This window comes from Micromonospora sp. WMMA1996 (assembly GCF_002573675.1).
Taxonomy (GTDB): Bacteria; Actinomycetota; Actinomycetes; order Mycobacteriales; family Micromonosporaceae; genus Micromonospora; species Micromonospora sediminicola.
In genome coordinates this window covers 225866-241678 of sequence record NZ_PDHU01000001.1, presented here as the reverse complement: position 1 = coordinate 241678, position 15813 = coordinate 225866, and the positions used below count along the sequence as shown (strand labels likewise).

The 15813-nt window shown below is 73.6% G+C and carries 15 protein-coding genes; 7 read left to right on the top strand and 8 right to left on the bottom strand.

Annotated elements, in window-relative coordinates:
- Positions 1 to 2: 2 nt before the first annotated feature.
- Positions 3 to 1280: a HAMP domain-containing sensor histidine kinase gene (locus COO58_RS01170; protein ID WP_091581084.1), complete on the bottom strand. Its 1278-nt coding sequence runs from the start codon at positions 1278 to 1280 to the stop codon at positions 3 to 5.
- Complete coding sequence (locus tag COO58_RS01165) at positions 1277 to 1969, bottom strand: response regulator transcription factor (RefSeq protein ID WP_091581080.1); 693 nt, start codon at positions 1967 to 1969, stop codon at positions 1277 to 1279. The genes COO58_RS01170 and COO58_RS01165 overlap by 4 nt, the downstream gene beginning before the upstream one ends.
- Positions 1970 to 2072: 103 nt before the next feature.
- Here COO58_RS01165 and COO58_RS01160 point away from each other — a divergent pair, with 103 nt between their 5' ends.
- The 4 genes from COO58_RS01160 to COO58_RS01145 all read left to right on the top strand — a co-directional run bounded on the left by COO58_RS01160 (position 2073) and on the right by COO58_RS01145 (position 4495).
- Complete coding sequence (locus COO58_RS01160; protein WP_091581076.1) at positions 2073 to 2528, top strand: septum formation initiator; 456 nt, start codon at positions 2073 to 2075, stop codon at positions 2526 to 2528.
- Positions 2529 to 2694: 166 nt separating this feature from the next.
- Positions 2695 to 3099, top strand: a complete 405-nt coding sequence (locus COO58_RS01155) for a hypothetical protein (RefSeq protein ID WP_091581071.1) — start codon at positions 2695 to 2697, stop codon at positions 3097 to 3099.
- A gap of 39 nt (positions 3100 to 3138) precedes the next feature.
- A complete protein-coding gene (locus COO58_RS01150; protein WP_141561838.1) occupies positions 3139 to 3900 on the top strand; it encodes a hypothetical protein in 762 nt (253 codons plus the stop codon).
- A 202-nt stretch (positions 3901 to 4102) separates the two neighbouring features.
- Positions 4103 to 4495, top strand: coding sequence for a cupin domain-containing protein (locus COO58_RS01145; RefSeq protein ID WP_091581063.1), 393 nt, complete (start codon positions 4103 to 4105; stop codon positions 4493 to 4495).
- Between the two features lie 66 nt (positions 4496 to 4561).
- On the opposite strand, the gene COO58_RS01140 is transcribed toward COO58_RS01145, so the two are convergent.
- On the bottom strand, positions 4562 to 5725 hold the full coding sequence (locus tag COO58_RS01140) for a threonine synthase (protein WP_091581059.1): 1164 nt from the start codon (positions 5723 to 5725) through the stop codon (positions 4562 to 4564).
- Positions 5726 to 5733: 8 nt separating this feature from the next.
- Positions 5734 to 6768, bottom strand: a complete 1035-nt coding sequence (locus tag COO58_RS01135; protein ID WP_091581056.1) for a DNA polymerase ligase N-terminal domain-containing protein — start codon at positions 6766 to 6768, stop codon at positions 5734 to 5736.
- Positions 6769 to 6838: 70 nt separating this feature from the next.
- Here COO58_RS01135 and COO58_RS01130 point away from each other — a divergent pair, with 70 nt between their 5' ends.
- Positions 6839 to 7621, top strand: coding sequence for an aldo/keto reductase (locus COO58_RS01130; RefSeq protein WP_098743478.1), 783 nt, complete (start codon positions 6839 to 6841; stop codon positions 7619 to 7621).
- Between the two features lie 60 nt (positions 7622 to 7681).
- On the opposite strand, the gene COO58_RS01125 is transcribed toward COO58_RS01130, so the two are convergent.
- Positions 7682 to 8824: a cellulose binding domain-containing protein gene (locus tag COO58_RS01125; protein ID WP_091581049.1), complete on the bottom strand. Its 1143-nt coding sequence runs from the start codon at positions 8822 to 8824 to the stop codon at positions 7682 to 7684.
- Between the two features lie 290 nt (positions 8825 to 9114).
- Here COO58_RS01125 and COO58_RS01120 point away from each other — a divergent pair, with 290 nt between their 5' ends.
- Complete coding sequence (locus tag COO58_RS01120; protein ID WP_098743476.1) at positions 9115 to 10221, top strand: FAD-dependent monooxygenase; 1107 nt, start codon at positions 9115 to 9117, stop codon at positions 10219 to 10221.
- Positions 10222 to 10348: 127 nt separating this feature from the next.
- Positions 10349 to 12106, top strand: a complete 1758-nt coding sequence (gene ctaD / locus COO58_RS01115) for a cytochrome c oxidase subunit I (protein ID WP_091581043.1) — start codon at positions 10349 to 10351, stop codon at positions 12104 to 12106.
- A 541-nt stretch (positions 12107 to 12647) separates the two neighbouring features.
- Here the strand turns inward: ctaD and COO58_RS01110 are convergent.
- From COO58_RS01110 to COO58_RS01100, 3 genes are read right to left on the bottom strand one after another with little or no spacing between them, the layout of a single operon-like run.
- The gene (locus COO58_RS01110; RefSeq protein ID WP_098743475.1) at positions 12648 to 13886 is read right to left on the bottom strand and encodes an MFS transporter; all 1239 of its coding nucleotides are present in this window, start codon (positions 13884 to 13886) and stop codon (positions 12648 to 12650) included.
- Between the two features lie 39 nt (positions 13887 to 13925).
- The gene (locus tag COO58_RS01105; RefSeq protein WP_091581037.1) at positions 13926 to 14507 is read right to left on the bottom strand and encodes an isochorismatase family protein; all 582 of its coding nucleotides are present in this window, start codon (positions 14505 to 14507) and stop codon (positions 13926 to 13928) included.
- Between the two features lie 14 nt (positions 14508 to 14521).
- Positions 14522 to 15808: a nicotinate phosphoribosyltransferase gene (locus tag COO58_RS01100; protein WP_091581035.1), complete on the bottom strand. Its 1287-nt coding sequence runs from the start codon at positions 15806 to 15808 to the stop codon at positions 14522 to 14524.
- Positions 15809 to 15813 lie beyond the last annotated feature (5 nt).

Here is a 15813-nt window from a genome sequence, read left to right as displayed (position 1 = left end):
TGTCAGCGCGGTGCCACGACGCCGAGCGTGAGCGCCAGCCGGGCGCCCCCGTCGGGTCCGGCCGACAGCTCCAGGCGGCCGCCGCCGGCCCGGGCGGCCCGCTCGGCGATGTCCAGCCCGAGACCGGTCGACCCGGCCCCGCTGGCGCCCCTGCGCAGCGAGCCCGGGGGCAGGCCCGGGCCGGCGTCGGTCACGGTGAGCGTCACCTCGTCCGCCCGCGCCGCGAGCCGTACCTCGAACGGGGTGCCGTCCGGGGTGTGGGCGAAGACGTTGCCCAGCAACGCGTCCACCGCGGCGGCCAGTTCGTCCCCGCCGATCCGGACCGGCACCGGGCCGGGCGCGAGGTCGACCGTCAGCGCCCGACCGGTGTCCTCCGCGAGCACCGACCAGAACGTCACCCGCTCGCCGACCACGACCGCCGCGTCACAGCTGCCGCCGGCGGACGCCGTGCTGCGCCATCGGGCCTGCCGGATCACCACGGTCACGGCCCGTTCCAGGCCGTCCACGGCGGCGGTCAGCCGGGCCGCGTCGTCCGGATCCCGCAGCGTCTCGGCCTCCAGCCGCAGGGCGGTCAGCGGGGTACGCAGCCGGTGCGACAGGTCGGCCACCTGCTCGCGTTCCTCGCGCAGCAGGACCTGGATCCGTCCGGCGAGGTGGTTCAGCGCGCCCGCGACCTCCCGCAGCTCGGGCGGGCCGGCCGGCTCCACGCGGGCGTCGAGTTCGGCGTTGGCGAGCCGGTGGGACACGGCCGACAGCGCGGAGATCGGCCGCACCAGGGTGCCGGCCAGCCGGTCCGCGACGACGAGGCCGACCAGCACCAGGAGCGCGCCGAGCAGCGCCAGCACCAGCCAGGCGCGGGTGACCCCGGCGGTCAGCTCGCCCCGGGGCACCAGTGTGCGGATCACCCCGGTCCCCTCCGGGCGGCCCTGGACCGCGACGACCACCTCCCGCCCGGCGGCGGACTCGACGGTCAGGCTCTCGCCCCGGGCGGCCAGCTCGACCGTCGGGGTGCGGGGGGCCGGCGTGCCGAGCACGGTGCCGTCGGCCAGGAAGACGCTCACGTCGCGGCCGGTGTCGGCGCCCAACTGGTCCACGGTGGACCGGATCGTGGCCGGATCGGCAGTGCCGACCAGGGGAACCAGGCGCTGGACGTCCGCGGCCGCGCGGGTGGTCGCCCGGTCCGCGGCGACGGTGCGCACCAGGACGGCCAGCGGCACCAGGAACGCGATCATGACGAGCACGCCGACCGCCGCGACCAGCAGCGTCAGCCGGCCCCTCACCGGTCGGATCCCGGCACGTCGAGCCGCACCCCGACCCCGCGTACGGTGTGCAGGTAGCGCGGCCGCTGGGCGCTCTCGCCCAGCTTGCGGCGCAGCCAGGACAGGTGCACGTCGACCGTCTTGTCCGCCCCGCCGTACGGGATCCGCCAGACCTCGGTCAGCAGCTCCCGCTTGGTGACCACCTGTCCCGGCCGGCCGGCGAGGTGGTGCAGCAGGTCGAACTCGCGCGGCGTCAGCTCGACCGGCGCGCCGTCCAGCGTGACCCGACGGCCCCGCGGGTCGATCCGCAGCCCGCCGACCACCAGTGCTGCCTCCGCCGCGTCCCCGACGGCCGAACGCCGCAGCACCGCGCGTATCCGTGCGTCGAGCTGCGCGGCGGTGAACGGCTTCACCAGGTAGTCGTCCGCGCCCGCGTCGAGCAGGCGGACGATGCCGGCCTCGTCGTCGCGGGCGGTCGCCACCACGACCGGCACCGCGCTGACCGCGCGCAGCATGCGCAGCATCTCGGCACCGTCCAGATCGGGCAGTCCCAGGTCGAGCACGATCAGGTCGGGCCGGTCGTCCAGGGCGTCGCGCAGCCCGTCCAGGGCGGTCGACGCGGCCGCGACCGCGTGCCCGAACTCGCGCAGGGCGCGCAGCAGCGGGGTGCGGATGGTCAGGTCGTCCTCGACGAGCAGCAGGCGCGCCACGAAGGCAGGTTAGCCCCCGGACGGGCCGGGGACCGCGCCCCTTAACCGGACCTTAGCGTCGCCCCACGACCCGCCCAACCCGGTCGCGGGGGACACTCGGGGCATGGATCGCCGCTCGTGGCTCGCCGTCGCCGGCTGGTTGGCCACCACCGCCGCCGCCACGCTCGTCGGGCTGGCCGCCGTCGACCTGGTGGGCGCGGGCATCACCGGCACGGCCGGCGGGGTACGCACCGAGCAGGACGTCGCCCGCGCGCTCGCCGAGCCCGGGGCGGCTCCCCCGAGGTCGGAGGGCGCGCCCCCGGTGCCGACGACGGCCGGGCCGTCCACCCCGGCCGGGTCCCGGCGTGGCTTCGTGACCGCCGGCGGCAGTGTGGAGGCCGAGTGCGGGCCGGCCGGGGTGCGCGTGGTGACGTGGTCGCCGGCGCCGGGATACCGGACGAAGGACGACGACAGAGGTCCGGACGACCACGTCGAGATCCGCTTCGTCGGCGTCTCCGACGAGCACGAACTTCGACTGCGCTGCCGCGACGGGGTCCCGGTCCGGGATCTCGACGACTGACGTTTTCCCAGCTCAGAGGCGTTGACTGTCAGTGATCGGACAGCCCTGTCGCTGGTTGACGGGCGACGGATCGACATAGCTTCGGAGGAAGAGGGCGATCGCCGCTGATCGTCCGCAAGCACCACGAACGCCTCCCGCCGGCGTACCGGTGGGAGAGAGGAACACCATGCCCAGCCCCAGATCGAGGAGGGGAACGACCGGCCAGCCCACCCCGAGCGTGCAGGAGGTCGCGCGCGTCGACACCGAGATCAACTCGTGCTCGCCGGCCGGGCTGCCGGCCACCGCCCGGGTGCTGTTCGCGGTGGTCGACGCGAACGGCACCCTGGTCCGCGGTCTCGGCGCCACCTCGGCCACCCGACTCGCCGCCGGGATGTACCAGGTCGCGTTCGACCAGGACGTGGCCGGGGCCGCGTACGTCGGAACCGTCGGCCCGGCCACCGGCGGCGGGCTCGCCCCGCAGGGCGTCATCACCGTGGCGCCCCGTACCGGCATCGCCAACGCGGTCTTCGTCGAGACGCACGCCCCCAGCGGGCACGCGGACCGTCCGTTCCACCTGGCCGTGCTCGCCTGACGGGCGACGGCGGGCCGCCCGGTGTGGCAGCATCGCGCGGTGCGTCCGTACCGCCTGCTCGCCGCGACCGCCGTCCTGCTGGCGCTCGCGCATCTGGCCGGGAACTGGTCGGCCGAGCCGCTGCTGCCCGCCGCCCGACCCCTCGCCTGGTGCGCGGTGGCCGCCGTCGCCCTGACCGCTCCGGCGCTGTCGCGGTGGACCCGCTGCGGACTCGCGGTCGCCGGGTTCGCGCTGGCCGCGCTGAGCCTGCCGGTGGGGGAGCGACCGAGCTTCGGATGGACGGCGCTGCGCCCCGAGCCCGTCGCGCCCCGCACCTGGCTGCTCTGGGCGCTGGTCGGCGTGGCGCTCGCGGTGACCGTCGCCGCGCTGCCGCCGACCGGACCCGACCGGCGCCGCACGCTGGTGACAGTGGCGCTGCTCGGGTCGACCGTCGCGCTCGTCGTGGTCCGGGACGCCGTGACGCCGCCGTACCTGACGGCCCCGGGGCTGGACGTCGTGCTGCCGCCGTACCTGGTGCTGGTGGGGTTGGCGGTGGTCGCGCTGCACCGGTCGGCGGCGGTCGTCGTGGCGGCGGGCCTGGGTCTGGCCGCGGTGGCCGCGCTCGGCGTGACGGCGGCGCTGCCGGCGCTGCCGGCCCCGGCGGCCGGCGGGTTGACCTTCTACAGCCCGCTGGAATACCAGGCCCGGGTCGGCGGTGGCATCTGGGCCGACCTGTTCGGATACGCGGCGGCGGCGCTGGTGCTGCTCGGGTGCGTGCGGGCCCACAGACGAGCGCACGGCGCCGCACGACCGGGGTCGTAACGTCGCCGCGCTCTGGCCGTCTCCCACCGCCGCAGCCGTACGGCGGTACGTCAGCGGGGACCTGGCTCGACCGGCCCAGCCCGCACCGGTCTTGTCGGCAGCAGATGCCCGTCCGGAGAGGATCCAAACCTGACCGGGGTGGGGAATTCCACCATCTGCGAGTCCCGGCGTGGCCGGCGCGCGAACGGGGTATGAGCGGGCCATGGAGCATTTCACGATCGCGACCGTCGCCGAGAAGAGTCCCGACTTCCGCCGCGTGCTCTGGACCGGGGAGCACACCCAGCTGGTCATCATGACCATCCCGCCGGGCGGTGAGATCGGCGAGGAGGTCCACGACGGCATCGACCAGATCCTCACGTTCGTCAGCGGCACCGGCGAGGCGCGGGTGGCGGGCGAGAAGAAGGAGGTCGTCTCCGGCGACCTGGTGGTCGTGCCCGCCGGCACGAAGCACAACTTCGTCAACACCGGGCCGAACCCGCTGGTGCTCTACACCGTCTACGGCCCGCCGGAGCACGCCGACGGCGCGGTGCACAAGACCAAGGAAGAGGCGGACGCGGCCGAGGAGGCCGGCGAGGACGAGCCGCCGACGTCCTGACGCCCCGTGGGGCAGGTGTTAAGCGGGGGCCCCGCCTCTACCGGAGACGTTAGGAGGGGGCCCTCCTTACACCAGGCCCGGGTACTTGATGCCGGCGCCGGTGTTCAGCACCACCACCCGCTCGTCCGGCCGGATCCAGCCGCCGGCCCGCAGGTGCCGGGCGGCGGTCAGGCAGGCCGCGCCCTCCGGGCACAGCAGCAGCCCCTCGCGGGCGGCGAAGTCGCGCAGGTCGGTGAGGATCTCCGCGTCGTCCACCGCGATCGCGGTGCCGGCGCTGTCCCGCAGCGCGGTCAGGATCAGCTCGTCGCCGAGCGGGGCCGGCACGGTGATGCCGAACGCCACGGTGTGCGCGTCCGCCCACGGGATGGCCCGCGCCTCGCCGGCCGCGAACGCGCGCACGATCGGCGCGCAGCCGGTGGACTGCACGGCCACCAGACGGGGCAGCCGGTCCTCCACCCACCCCAGCTCACGCATCTCGTGCAGCGCCTTGTGGATGCCGATCAACCCGACGCCGCCCCCGGTCGGGTAGACGATGACATCGGGCACCTGCCAGCCGAGCTGCTCGACGATCTCGTACCCCATCGTCTTCTTGCCTTCCAGGCGGTACGGCTCGCGCAGCGTGCCGGCGTCGAAGATCCGCCCGTCCGACCCGGCGACCAGCTCGGCGATCTCCCGACCGGCGTCGTTGATCAGGCCGTCGACCAGCCGCAGGTCCGCGCCGGCGGCGAGGCACTCCTGGCGGCAGATGGTCGGCGCGGCCAGCGGCATGGCGATCGTCGCGCCCATCCCGGCCCGGGCCGCGTACGTCGCCCAGGCCGCCCCGGCGTTGCCGTTGGTCGGCATGGCGATCCGCTCGACGCCCAGTTCCCGGGCCCGGCTCACGCCGACGGCGGCGCCCCGGGCCTTGAACGACCCGGTCGGGGTCAGCCCCTCGTCCTTGACGATCAGGTCCGCGATGCCGATCTCGTGGCCGTACGCCGGCGCGCGCCACATCGGCGTCCAGCCCTCGCCCAGCGTGGTGACGAACCTCGGGTCGGCCACCGGCAGCAGCTCCCGGTAGCGCCACAGGTCGGCCGGGCGCAGCCCGAACTGCTCCGGGGTCACCGTGGCGGCCACCGTGGCCAGGTCGTAGCGGGCCAGCAGCGGCGAGCCGCACCCGCACAGGTTCTGCGGCTTGTCGGCCGGATGCTCCAGGCCGCAGCGCGGGCACTCCAGGTGCGTCAGGTGCACGGTGGTCCTCAGCTCGCGTCGATGCTCAGCCAGTGCCGGCTGCGCCGGCCCGGCTCGTACGGGGAGTCGAGGCGTTTCGCCACCACTCCCGGGAGCCCCTGCTCACGGGCGGCCCGTAGGGCGTCCGCGCCGACTCCCGGGAACCAGGGCGGAGTCTGCCAGTGCGGCCCGGCGAGCGCCAGACCGTCGAGCAGGTCACGGCGTTGCGCGTACGGCACGTCGAGGCTGCTCACGCCCTCCAGCCAGAGCAGGTCGAGGGCGAGGAACTGGCCGTCGCGCCGGGTGGGCGGGTGGAGCCGGCCGGCCGGGTCGATCCGCGCCAGCACGCCGTCCAGCACCACCTCGGTCGGGGCCAGCTCCTCGGCCATCGCCCGCGCCCACGGGTACGCCCCGGTCACGTCCGCGTCCTCGCCGTCGAGCAGCCGCAGCCGGCCGCCCGAGACGTACGCCATGGCCCGCACGCCCGGCCAGCGCAGCTCGTACCCCCAGGCGTCGGCGTCGCGCGGCAGCCGCTTCCCCTCGGCGGCGCGCATCGGGCGGACCAGTTCGGGCATCGGCGTCCAGCCCGCCGGCGCCGGGTCGGTGCGGCGGACCATCCAGTCCCGGCCCCGGCCGCCGGTGGCGAACAGGACGTACCGCCCCTTGGTGCGCTCGCCGTCGAGCACGACGATCACCTCGTCGTCGCGCCACTTCTCCGCGCGGTAGGTGCCGGTGTCGTGCACGGTCATCCGCCCGCCGCCGTACTCCCCGGCCGGGATCTCGCCGGAGAACGTCAGGTACTCCATCGGGTGGTCCTCGGTGTGCACGGCGAGGTGGTTGCGGCCCGGGTCGCGGGGCAGGCCGCGCGGCACCGCCCAGGAGGCCAGCACGCCGTCGTGCTCCAGCCGCAGGTCCCAGTGCAGGCTCCGGGCGTGGTGCTGCTGGATGACGAAGCGGGGCGCCGCCCGGGCCGGCCGTCGGCGGCGCGGGGTCCGCTCGGGGACCGGCTCCGGGGTGCGCGCCGCGTCCCGCCTGCGCCGGTACTCCTCCAGCCGGTCCGCCACCCCCGCATTGTCCGTCAGACCGGCCCGTCGTGCCGGCATGGCGGCGACGATCAGGGGTAGAACCGACGACATGGACCTCGACCAGCCCACCCTCCCGCTCCCCGGCGACGTCCGGATCCCGCTGCTCGGCTTCGGCACCTGGCAGGCCACCGGCGAGGACGGCTACCAGGCCGTGCTCGCCGCGCTGGACGCCGGCTACCGGCACATCGACACCGCGACGATGTACGGCAACGAGAAGGAGGTGGGACGCGCGGTCAAGGAGAGCGGACTGCGCCGGGAGGACCTGTTCATCACCACCAAGCTGCCGCCGAACCGGGTGGGCCGGGAGCGGGAGACGATCGAGGCCAGCCTGGCCGCCCTGGACACCGGGTACGTCGACCTGTGGCTGGTGCACTGGCCGCCGTCCGCGCCCGGTGACAGCATCCCGGTCTGGCGGGAGATGCTGGCCGCCCGGGACGAGAACCTGGCCCGGGCCGTCGGCGTGAGCAACTACTCGGTCGCGCAGCTGGACGAGCTGATCCAGGCCACCGAGGAGACGCCCGCGGTCAACCAGATCCGCTGGAGCCCGTCACTGTACGACCGGCAGACGCACGCCGCCCACCGGGACCGGGGGGTGGCGTTGGAGGGCTACAGCCCGTTCAAGACCAGTGACCTGTCCGACCCGGTGCTGGTCCGGATCGCGCAGGCGCACGACGTGTCGCCGGCCCAGGTGGTGCTGCGCTGGCACATCGACCACGAGATCGTGGTCATCCCGAAGTCGGTCACGCCGGAGCGGATCCGGGCCAACGCCGACGTGTTCGGGTTCTCGCTGACCGCCGAGGAGATGCGCGACATCGACGCCCTCGGCGGCTGACCGCGTACGCGGAAAGGGGCGCGGTCGCGACGGCGACCGCGCCCCTTCACGCTGCGGTGGTCAGCCCCGGGCGCAGGTGGCGCCGTTGAGGGAGAAGCTGCTCGGCGCGGAGAAGCTGCCGTTCAGCGTGGCCTGGTAGCCGAAGTTGGTCGAGGCGCCCGGGGAGAGGGTGCCGTTGTAGCTGACGTTGCGCGCGGTCACCGCCGAGCCGCTCTGGCTCACGGTGGCGTTCCACGCGCTGGTCACGTTCTGCCCGGAGGGCAGGTTGTAGTTCAGCGTCCAGCCGTTGATCGTGCCGGAGCCGGTGTTCTTGATGGTCACCTCGGCGGTGAAGCCGTTGTTCCACACGTTCGTCGCCCGGTACGTCACGGTGCAGGCCGCGCCGGACGGCGGGTTCGTCGTCGGCGTGCCGGTCGGCGGCGTGGTCGTGGGCGGCGGGTTGCTGCCGGTGTTGACGCTCTGCGAGAACGAGTTGACGGCCAGCCCGACGCCGCCCTGCCACGGCTCGAAGCCGGCCTGGATGCTGGTCAGGTACCAGTCGTTGGTGATCGCGCCGCGGTTGCGGGTGTCGTTGATGAACGCCATCGCGTCGAAGCTGAAGCTGGGGACCGCCGACGGCGCCACGTACGAGATGACGTTGTTGGAGCCGTTGCTGCCCCGCCAGACCTCCCAGGTCCGGCCGGCGATGCTGGCGTTGCCGACCGGCGAGCCGATGGGCTGGATCGGGCCCTGCCGGTTGAGCCAGATCATGATCTCCATCTGGTTGACCCCGTCCCGCTTGGGCGACGGGTCGAGCCAGATGTCGTAGGCGGCGTCGTAGATCGCGCCGCTGACGTAGTTGTAGCTGATGCTGGCCGGCGCGCTGCTGATGTTCTTCACCTGGACCGGCAGGTTCGTGCCGGGCGAACAGTTGGTGTAGTGGCAGCCCACGAAGACGGACGGGTAGGAGACCGGCGCCCCGTTGGTCGGCGCGGAGCCGTCCGCCCGGGTGATCGAGAAGCCGGTCGAGGTGACGTTGATGCACTGCTGCGCGCTGGTGCCCCAGCGGTTGTTCTGCACCACGTACTTGCCGCCGATCGTGGTCGAGCCGTACTGCTCGCAGATCTGGGTGTCGGCGGAGGCGTTGCCGCCGAGCGCGACGGCGACGACGGCGCTGGCGGCCAGCAGACCGGCCGCGGCGATGGCCCTGAGTGGACGCTTCATGATGCTCCTTGGCTCGGCGCGAGGGGCGCCGGATCTGTGGGGTGGTACGAGCGGGAGCGCTCCCACGTTCACGTCACACATTTACATGTCTGAAACCGCTGCGCAACTGGACCGGTTAAGCTGAGATGGCCGCCGATCCTCCGGTTGGCGTGGGATTCCTGCTGGTGGGACGGCGGAGGCCGTCGACCGGGTGCCCGCGCCAGGGCCGACGGGCACTTTCGCCGCCTGGTTGCGGCGAGTAATGTCTTGCCTCCAACGCGTTCCGATCCCCTCCGGAGGCGTACCCCACGATGGGTGGTTCCCCCCTGCGCATCCTCGTCGTCGGCGCGGGCATCGCCGGCCTCGCCATGGCCCGGGCGCTGCGCCTGGCGGGGTTCCGGCCCGACGTCACCGAGCGGCTGCCGCCCACCGAGCACACCGACACCGGTCTCTATCTGCCCGGCAACGCGGCCCGGGCGATGCGCCGCCTCGACCTGGACGGTCCGCTGCGCCCGCTCGGCCAGGTGGTCCACCGGCAGCGCTTCCTCGACGCCGCCGGGGCGCCGCTGTGCGAGGTCGACCTCGACGCGCTCTGGGCCGGGGTGGGGGAGTGCCGGGCGCTGCCCCGGGCCGAACTGCACCGGGTGCTGCTCACCGGCGCCGGCGGCGCGGTCCGGCACGGCGCCGAGGTGAGCACCGTCGAGCCGCTGCCCGGCCGTGTCGCGGTCGGCTTCACCGACGGCACCTGCGGGGAGTACGACCTGGTCGTGGGCGCCGACGGGCCCCGCTCCGCGGTGCGCACGCTGGCCGCGCTCGGCGGTCCGCCCCGCCCGGCCGGCCAGGTGGTCTACCGCGCCGTCGTGCGCGGCGGCCCCCGGGTGGGCGACTGGACCGCCCTGCTCGGGCAACGCGCCGGCTTCCTGGTCGTGCCGCTCGGCGCCGGTCGGCTCTACTGCTATGCCGACGAGGCCGGCACCGACCTGCCGGCCGACCCGCTCGCCCGGCTGCACGAGCTGTTCGGCGACTACGGCGGTCCGGTGCCCGAGGTGCTGGCCGCGCTGGAGACCGTGCACGTCGAACGCACCGAGGAGGTCGAGCTGGGGCGCTGGTTCCACGGCCGGGTGCTGCTCGTCGGTGACGCCGCTCACGCGACCGCGCCGACGCTCTCCCAGGGGGCCGCCATGGCGCTGGAGGACGCCGTCGTGCTCGCCGAGTCGCTGCACGCCGCCGGCAGCGTCGACGCCGCCCTGATCGCGTACGAGAGTCGCCGCCGGCCGCGTACCCGCTGGGTGCGGGACCGGACCCGGGACCGCAACCGCACCCGCGACGTGCCGCCGGCGCTGCGCGACCCGCTGCTGCGCGGGCGCGGCGGGCGGATCTTCGGGGAGCACTACCGGCTCCTCACCGGCCCGCTGTGAGGGCCGAAGATCGTAGCCGCCCACCCCACGCGGCGGGGCCACCTACCGGGGACTATCCTCCTTGCGGATGACGGCTGCGCCGATGACCAGCGCGCCGAGCGGGACAACCCAGAACCGGAGGCCACTCGTGACCACCGTCGCACCCAAGCCGGTCGTGACCCGGCCCTGGCCGGTCCGCGAGCCGGTCAAGGGGTCGGCCATCGCGCGGCTGCTGCGCACCACGGACGCGAAGCAGATCGGGATCATGTACATGGTCACCGCGTTCGCGTTCTTCATGATCGGTGGCCTGATGGCCCTGATCATGCGCGCCGAGCTGGCGCGACCGGGGCTGCAGTTCCTGTCGCCCGAGCAGTACAACCAGCTCTTCACCATGCACGGCACGATCATGCTGCTGTTCTTCGCGACGCCGATCGTGTTCGCCTTCGCGAACTACGTGGTGCCGCTGCAGATCGGCGCGCCCGACGTGTCGTTCCCCCGGCTGAACGCGTTCGCCTACTGGCTGTACCTGTTCGGCGGCACGCTGGCCACCGCGGGCTTCATCGCCCCGGGCGGCGCGGCCGACTTCGGCTGGACGGCCTACACGCCGCTGAGCACGGTCGAGCACTCGCCGGGCGTCGGCGCCAACATGTGGGTGGTCGGCCTGGCCATCTCCGGTCTGGGCACGATCCTCGGCGCGGTCAACCTGATCACCACGATCCTGACCCTGCGCGCGCCCGGCATGACCATGTTCCGGATGCCGATCTTCACCTGGAACATGCTGGTCACCAGCCTGCTGGCCATCCTGGTCTTCCCGCTGCTGGCCGCCGCGCTCTTCGCGCTCGCCGCGGACCGCCTGCTCGGCGCCCACGTGTACGACCCGGCGACCGGCGGGCCGATGCTCTGGCAGCACCTGTTCTGGTTCTTCGGTCACCCCGAGGTCTACATCATCGCGCTGCCGTTCTTCGGCATCATCACCGAGATCATCCCGGTGTTCTCCCGGAAGCCGATCTTCGGTTACAAGGGCCTGGTGGCGGCGACCATCGCCATCGCCGCCCTGTCGATGAGCGTCTGGGCGCACCACATGTTCGCCACCGGCCAGGTGCTGCTGCCGTTCTTCAGCTTCCTCAGCTACCTGATCGCCGTGCCCACCGGTATGAAGTTCTTCAACTGGATCGGCACCATGTGGCGGGGTCAGATCACGTTCGAGACGCCGATGCTGTTCGCGGTCGGCTTCCTGGTGACCTTCCTCTTCGGTGGTCTGACCGGTGTGCTGCTGGCCAGCCCGCCGCTCGACTTCCACCTGCACGACTCGTACTTCGTGGTGGCGCACTTCCACTACGTGCTCTTCGGCACCATCGTGTTCGCCGTCTTCGGCGGCATCTACTTCTGGTTCCCGAAGATGTTCGGCCGGATGCTCGACGAGCGGCTCGGCAAGATCCACTTCTGGCTGACCATGATCGGCTTCCACACCACGTTCCTGGTGCAGCACTGGCTGGGCAACGAGGGCATGCCCCGGCGCTACGCCGACTACCTGCCCAGCGACGGCTTCACCACGCTGAACATGATCTCCACGATCGGCGCGTTCATCACCGGTATCTCGACCCTGCCGTTCATCTGGAACTGCTGGAAGTCGTACAAGACCGGTCCGGTGGTCGAGGTCGACGACCCGTGGGGTCACGGCAACTCGCTCGAGTGGGCCACCAGCTCCCCGCCGCCGCTGCGCAACTTCGACCGGATGCCCCGGATCCGCTCCGAGCGGCCGGCCTTCGACGCGAAGTTCCCCGAGCTGGCCGCCGGGCAGAGCCTGGCCGGCCCGCCCGAGGGCGGTGCCAAGCCGCTGACCAGCGAGGTCAACGGTGGCGCCAGCTACCAGGAGGACACCGCGGGCAACCTCGACCAGCGCTGACCCAGTTCAAGGCCGGGCGCCGCACTCCCTCACGGGGTGCGGCGCCCGCTCTGTTTCCTCCCGCCCTCCCCGCCCGCCCTCCCCGCCCGCCTGTCCCCGCCCGGCCCGTTCCCGCCCGCCCCCACCAGCCCCGTTGATCATGAAGTTGACGGTGTTTCGTGTCCGATTTGTCGCCGCCAACTTCATGATCAACGGGTTGGGGGCGGGGTGCGGCACCAGTTCGGGGAAGTGGTGGTGTCCGGAGCGCCTGGAACCAGCCACTTCCCCGTACTGGTTTCGCCCCGCCTCGGGGCGCCCCGGTGATCAAGAGGCTTGTGTCGGTTTGGCCTGCATGAGGGGACACCAACTCCTTGGTCAACTTCCGGGAACGTGGGGTTCCGGGCGGGGGCCGCCATGCGACGCCAGTACGGGGGAGTGGTGGTGTCCGGGGTGCGTGGAACCAGCCACTTCCCCGAACCGGCGTCGGCCCCGCCTCGGGGAGACGCGAGCTCCTCGATCACGCGGGGCGGGGTGGGCGGAAGGCGTGCGTGAGGGCCGGGGGCTAGCGGGAGGCCAGGGCCAGGTCGGGGTCCGTCGGGGTGGGGAGCTGGGCGCGGCGGTGGCGCAGCTCTATCGGGAGCACGGCCAGCGCCACCAGCGAGCCGATCGCACCAGTGACCACGAAGCCCCACGCGGGCGCGGAGGCGTCGATCACCGCGCCGCCCAGCGGCGCGCCGAGCGCGATGCCGACGGTGACGGCGGAGCCGTGCAGGCCCATCGCCATGCCGCGGACGCCGGGCGGGGCGAGCCGGCTCACCGCGTCCGAGGTGGCCGCGATGGTGGGCGCGCAGAGCGCCCCGGTGGGGATCAGCGCGAGACTGAGCAGCCACCAGTGCGACCCGCCCAGGCCGACCGGAATGGTGGTGAGGCTGAGCGCCGCCACCAGCGCCAGCGGGGAGAAGGAGCGGCGGACGGCGCCGTAGGCGAAGCCGCCCACCAGCGAGGCGACCGCCCAGGCGGCCAGCACGGCGCCGGTCCAGCCGACCTCGCCGCCGGCGCGGAGCACGGCCACCACGGCGACGTCGGTGCCGCCCAGCACCAGAGTGGCGGCCAGGCTGGCCGCCAGCACGGCGAGCAGGCGCGGGGTGAGCCACTCCCGGCGGGACACCGCGCGCTGCGGGCCGGCCGACTCGTCGGCGGCCCGGGTCGGCGGGTCGAGCAGCCAGAAGCAGATGCCGGCGGCGACGATCCCGGCGCCCACCGCCCAGAGGGTGAGCCGGGGCGTGACGGTGGTGGCCAGGGCCACGGCGAGAGCCGGGCCGACCATGAACGACAGCTCCACCGACATCGAGTCCAGCGCGTACGCCGGCCGGCGTCGCTCCGCCGGCACCAGCGCCGCGATCGACTGGCGGACCACCGAGAAGACCGGCAGCGCGAGCAGGCCGGCCAGGAACGCGGCGGGCAGCAGCACCGGGTACGACAGGGTCGGCGCGGCGGCCCAGAACAGGCCCTCGGCGACCGTGGTGAGCAGCAGCACCGGCCGCAGCCCGCGCCGGTCGACCAGCCGGCCGAGCAGCGGCGAGCCGAGCGCGGCGCCGATGGTCGACGCGGCGCCGACCAGACCGGCGGCGCCGTAGCCCCGCCCCAGGTCGAGCACCACGTAGAAGGTGAGCGTCACGCCGGTCGCGGTCAGCGGCATGCGGGCCAGCACGGACACCAGCAGCAACGACCGCAGGCCGGGCAGGGCGAGGGCCTCCCGGTAAGGCTTCAGGTTCACGACGGTCCGTACCTCCCGCGCCATCCTGGGCCGGGGGTACGACAGTCGCAAGCGATTACCTGGTCAAGCGGCCCTGATCACAGGCTCGCCCGTCGTGGCGACCCCGGCGCCGTCGAGCGCGCGCAGCGCCACGTCCAGCGTCTCGGGGGCCACGGCGGCGGTCAGGTCCAGCAGCACCGTGGTGCGGAAGCCCTCCCGGGCGGCGTCCAGCGCGGTCGCGCGTACGCAGTGGTCGGTGGCGATGCCGACCACGTCGACCCGGTCGACGTCGCGGCGGCGCAGCCAGTCGGCCAGGCACTCGCCGTCGCGCGCGTGCCCCTCGAAACCGGAGTACGCGGCCGCGTGCTCGCCCTTGTGGAAGATCTCCTCCACCCGGTCGGTGACCAGCTCCGGGTGGAACTCGGAGCCGGACGTGCCGACCACGCAGTGCCGGGGCCAGGAGTCGACGAAGTCCGGCGGGTCGCCGAAGTGCGCGCCCGGGTCGATGTGGTAGTCCTTCGTCGCGACCACGTGGTCCCAGCGGTCCGGCTCGGCGGCGAGCAGCCGGGAGATCCCGGCGGCCACCCCGGCCCCACCGCCGACCGCGAGGGACCCGCCCTCGCAGAAGTCGTTCTGCACGTCCACGATGATCAGGGCGTTCGCCATCTGGCCGGTCCTCCTCAGCTCGCGGGTACGACCGTCACCGGAACGGCCGGGTCCCCGCCGGAGAGCTTGAGCCCCTCCCACGGGATGGAGATCAGACACTGTCGCAGGTGCTCGCGCGACTCGTCCAGCGTCGGGAGCGTGACCGGTTCGCCGGAGACCACGAAGGAGTGCTGGAGCAGCCGGTCGTTGGGCTGCCGGTCGGGCACGCCCTGCGGCACGACGACCTCCTCGGTGGCGGTGCCGGTCGGCTTGTGCCGGCGTACCGCGACCTTCCGACCGCCGATGGTGGCCTTGTGCTCGGAGCGCTTGACCACCGGTCGCCCCTCCACCTCGACCAGCTTGTAGACGAGGCCGGCGGTGGGCGCGCCGGAGCCGGTCACCACTGCCGTGCCGGCGCCGTACATGTCCACCGGCTCGGCGGCCAGCGAGGCGATCGCGTACTCGTCCAGGTCGCCCGAGACGATGATCTTCGTCTCGGTGGCGCCGAGCGAGTCGAGCAGCTCCCGGGACTGCTGGGCGATCACCGCGAGGTCGCCCGAGTCGATCCGGACCGCGCGCAGCTCCGGGCCGGCGACCGCGATGGCGTTGCGGATGCCCTGGGCGATGTCGTACGTGTCGACGAGCAGCGTGGTGTCCTTGCCCAGCGTGGCGACCTGGGAGGCGAACGCGGTCCGCTCGTCGTCGTGCAGCAGCGTGAACGCGTGCGCGGCGGTGCCCGCGGTGGGGATGCCGTAGCGCTGCCCGGCGGCCAGGTTGGAGGTGAACCGGAACCCGGCCAGGTACGCCGCCCGCGCGGCGGCCACCGCGGCCTCCTCGTGCGCCCGGCGGGAGCCCATCTCGATCAACGCCCGGCCCCGGGCGGCGGTGACCATCCGCGCCGCCGCGGCGGCGACCGCGCAGTCGTGGTTGAGCACCGACAGCACCAGCGTCTCCAGCACCACGCACTCGGCGAACGTGCCGGACACGGTGAGGATCGGGGAGCCGGGGAAGAACAGCTCGCCCTCGGCGTAGCCGTCGACGTCGCCGGTGAAGCGGTAGTCGGCCAGCCACCGGGCGGCGCGGTCGTCGACCACGCCGGTGCGACGGAGGAAGTCGATCTCCGCCGGGTCGAAGCGGAAGTCGCGGATCATCTCGATCAGGCGACCCGTGCCGGCGACCACCCCGTACCGGCGGCCGGCCGGCAGTCGCCGGCTGAACACCTCGAAGACGCAGCGTCGGTCGGCGGTGCCGTCCTGCAGGGCCGCGCTGACCATGGTCAGCTCGTAGTGGTCGGTCAGCAGCGCGGGGCGAAGGGTGCTCACCGCCC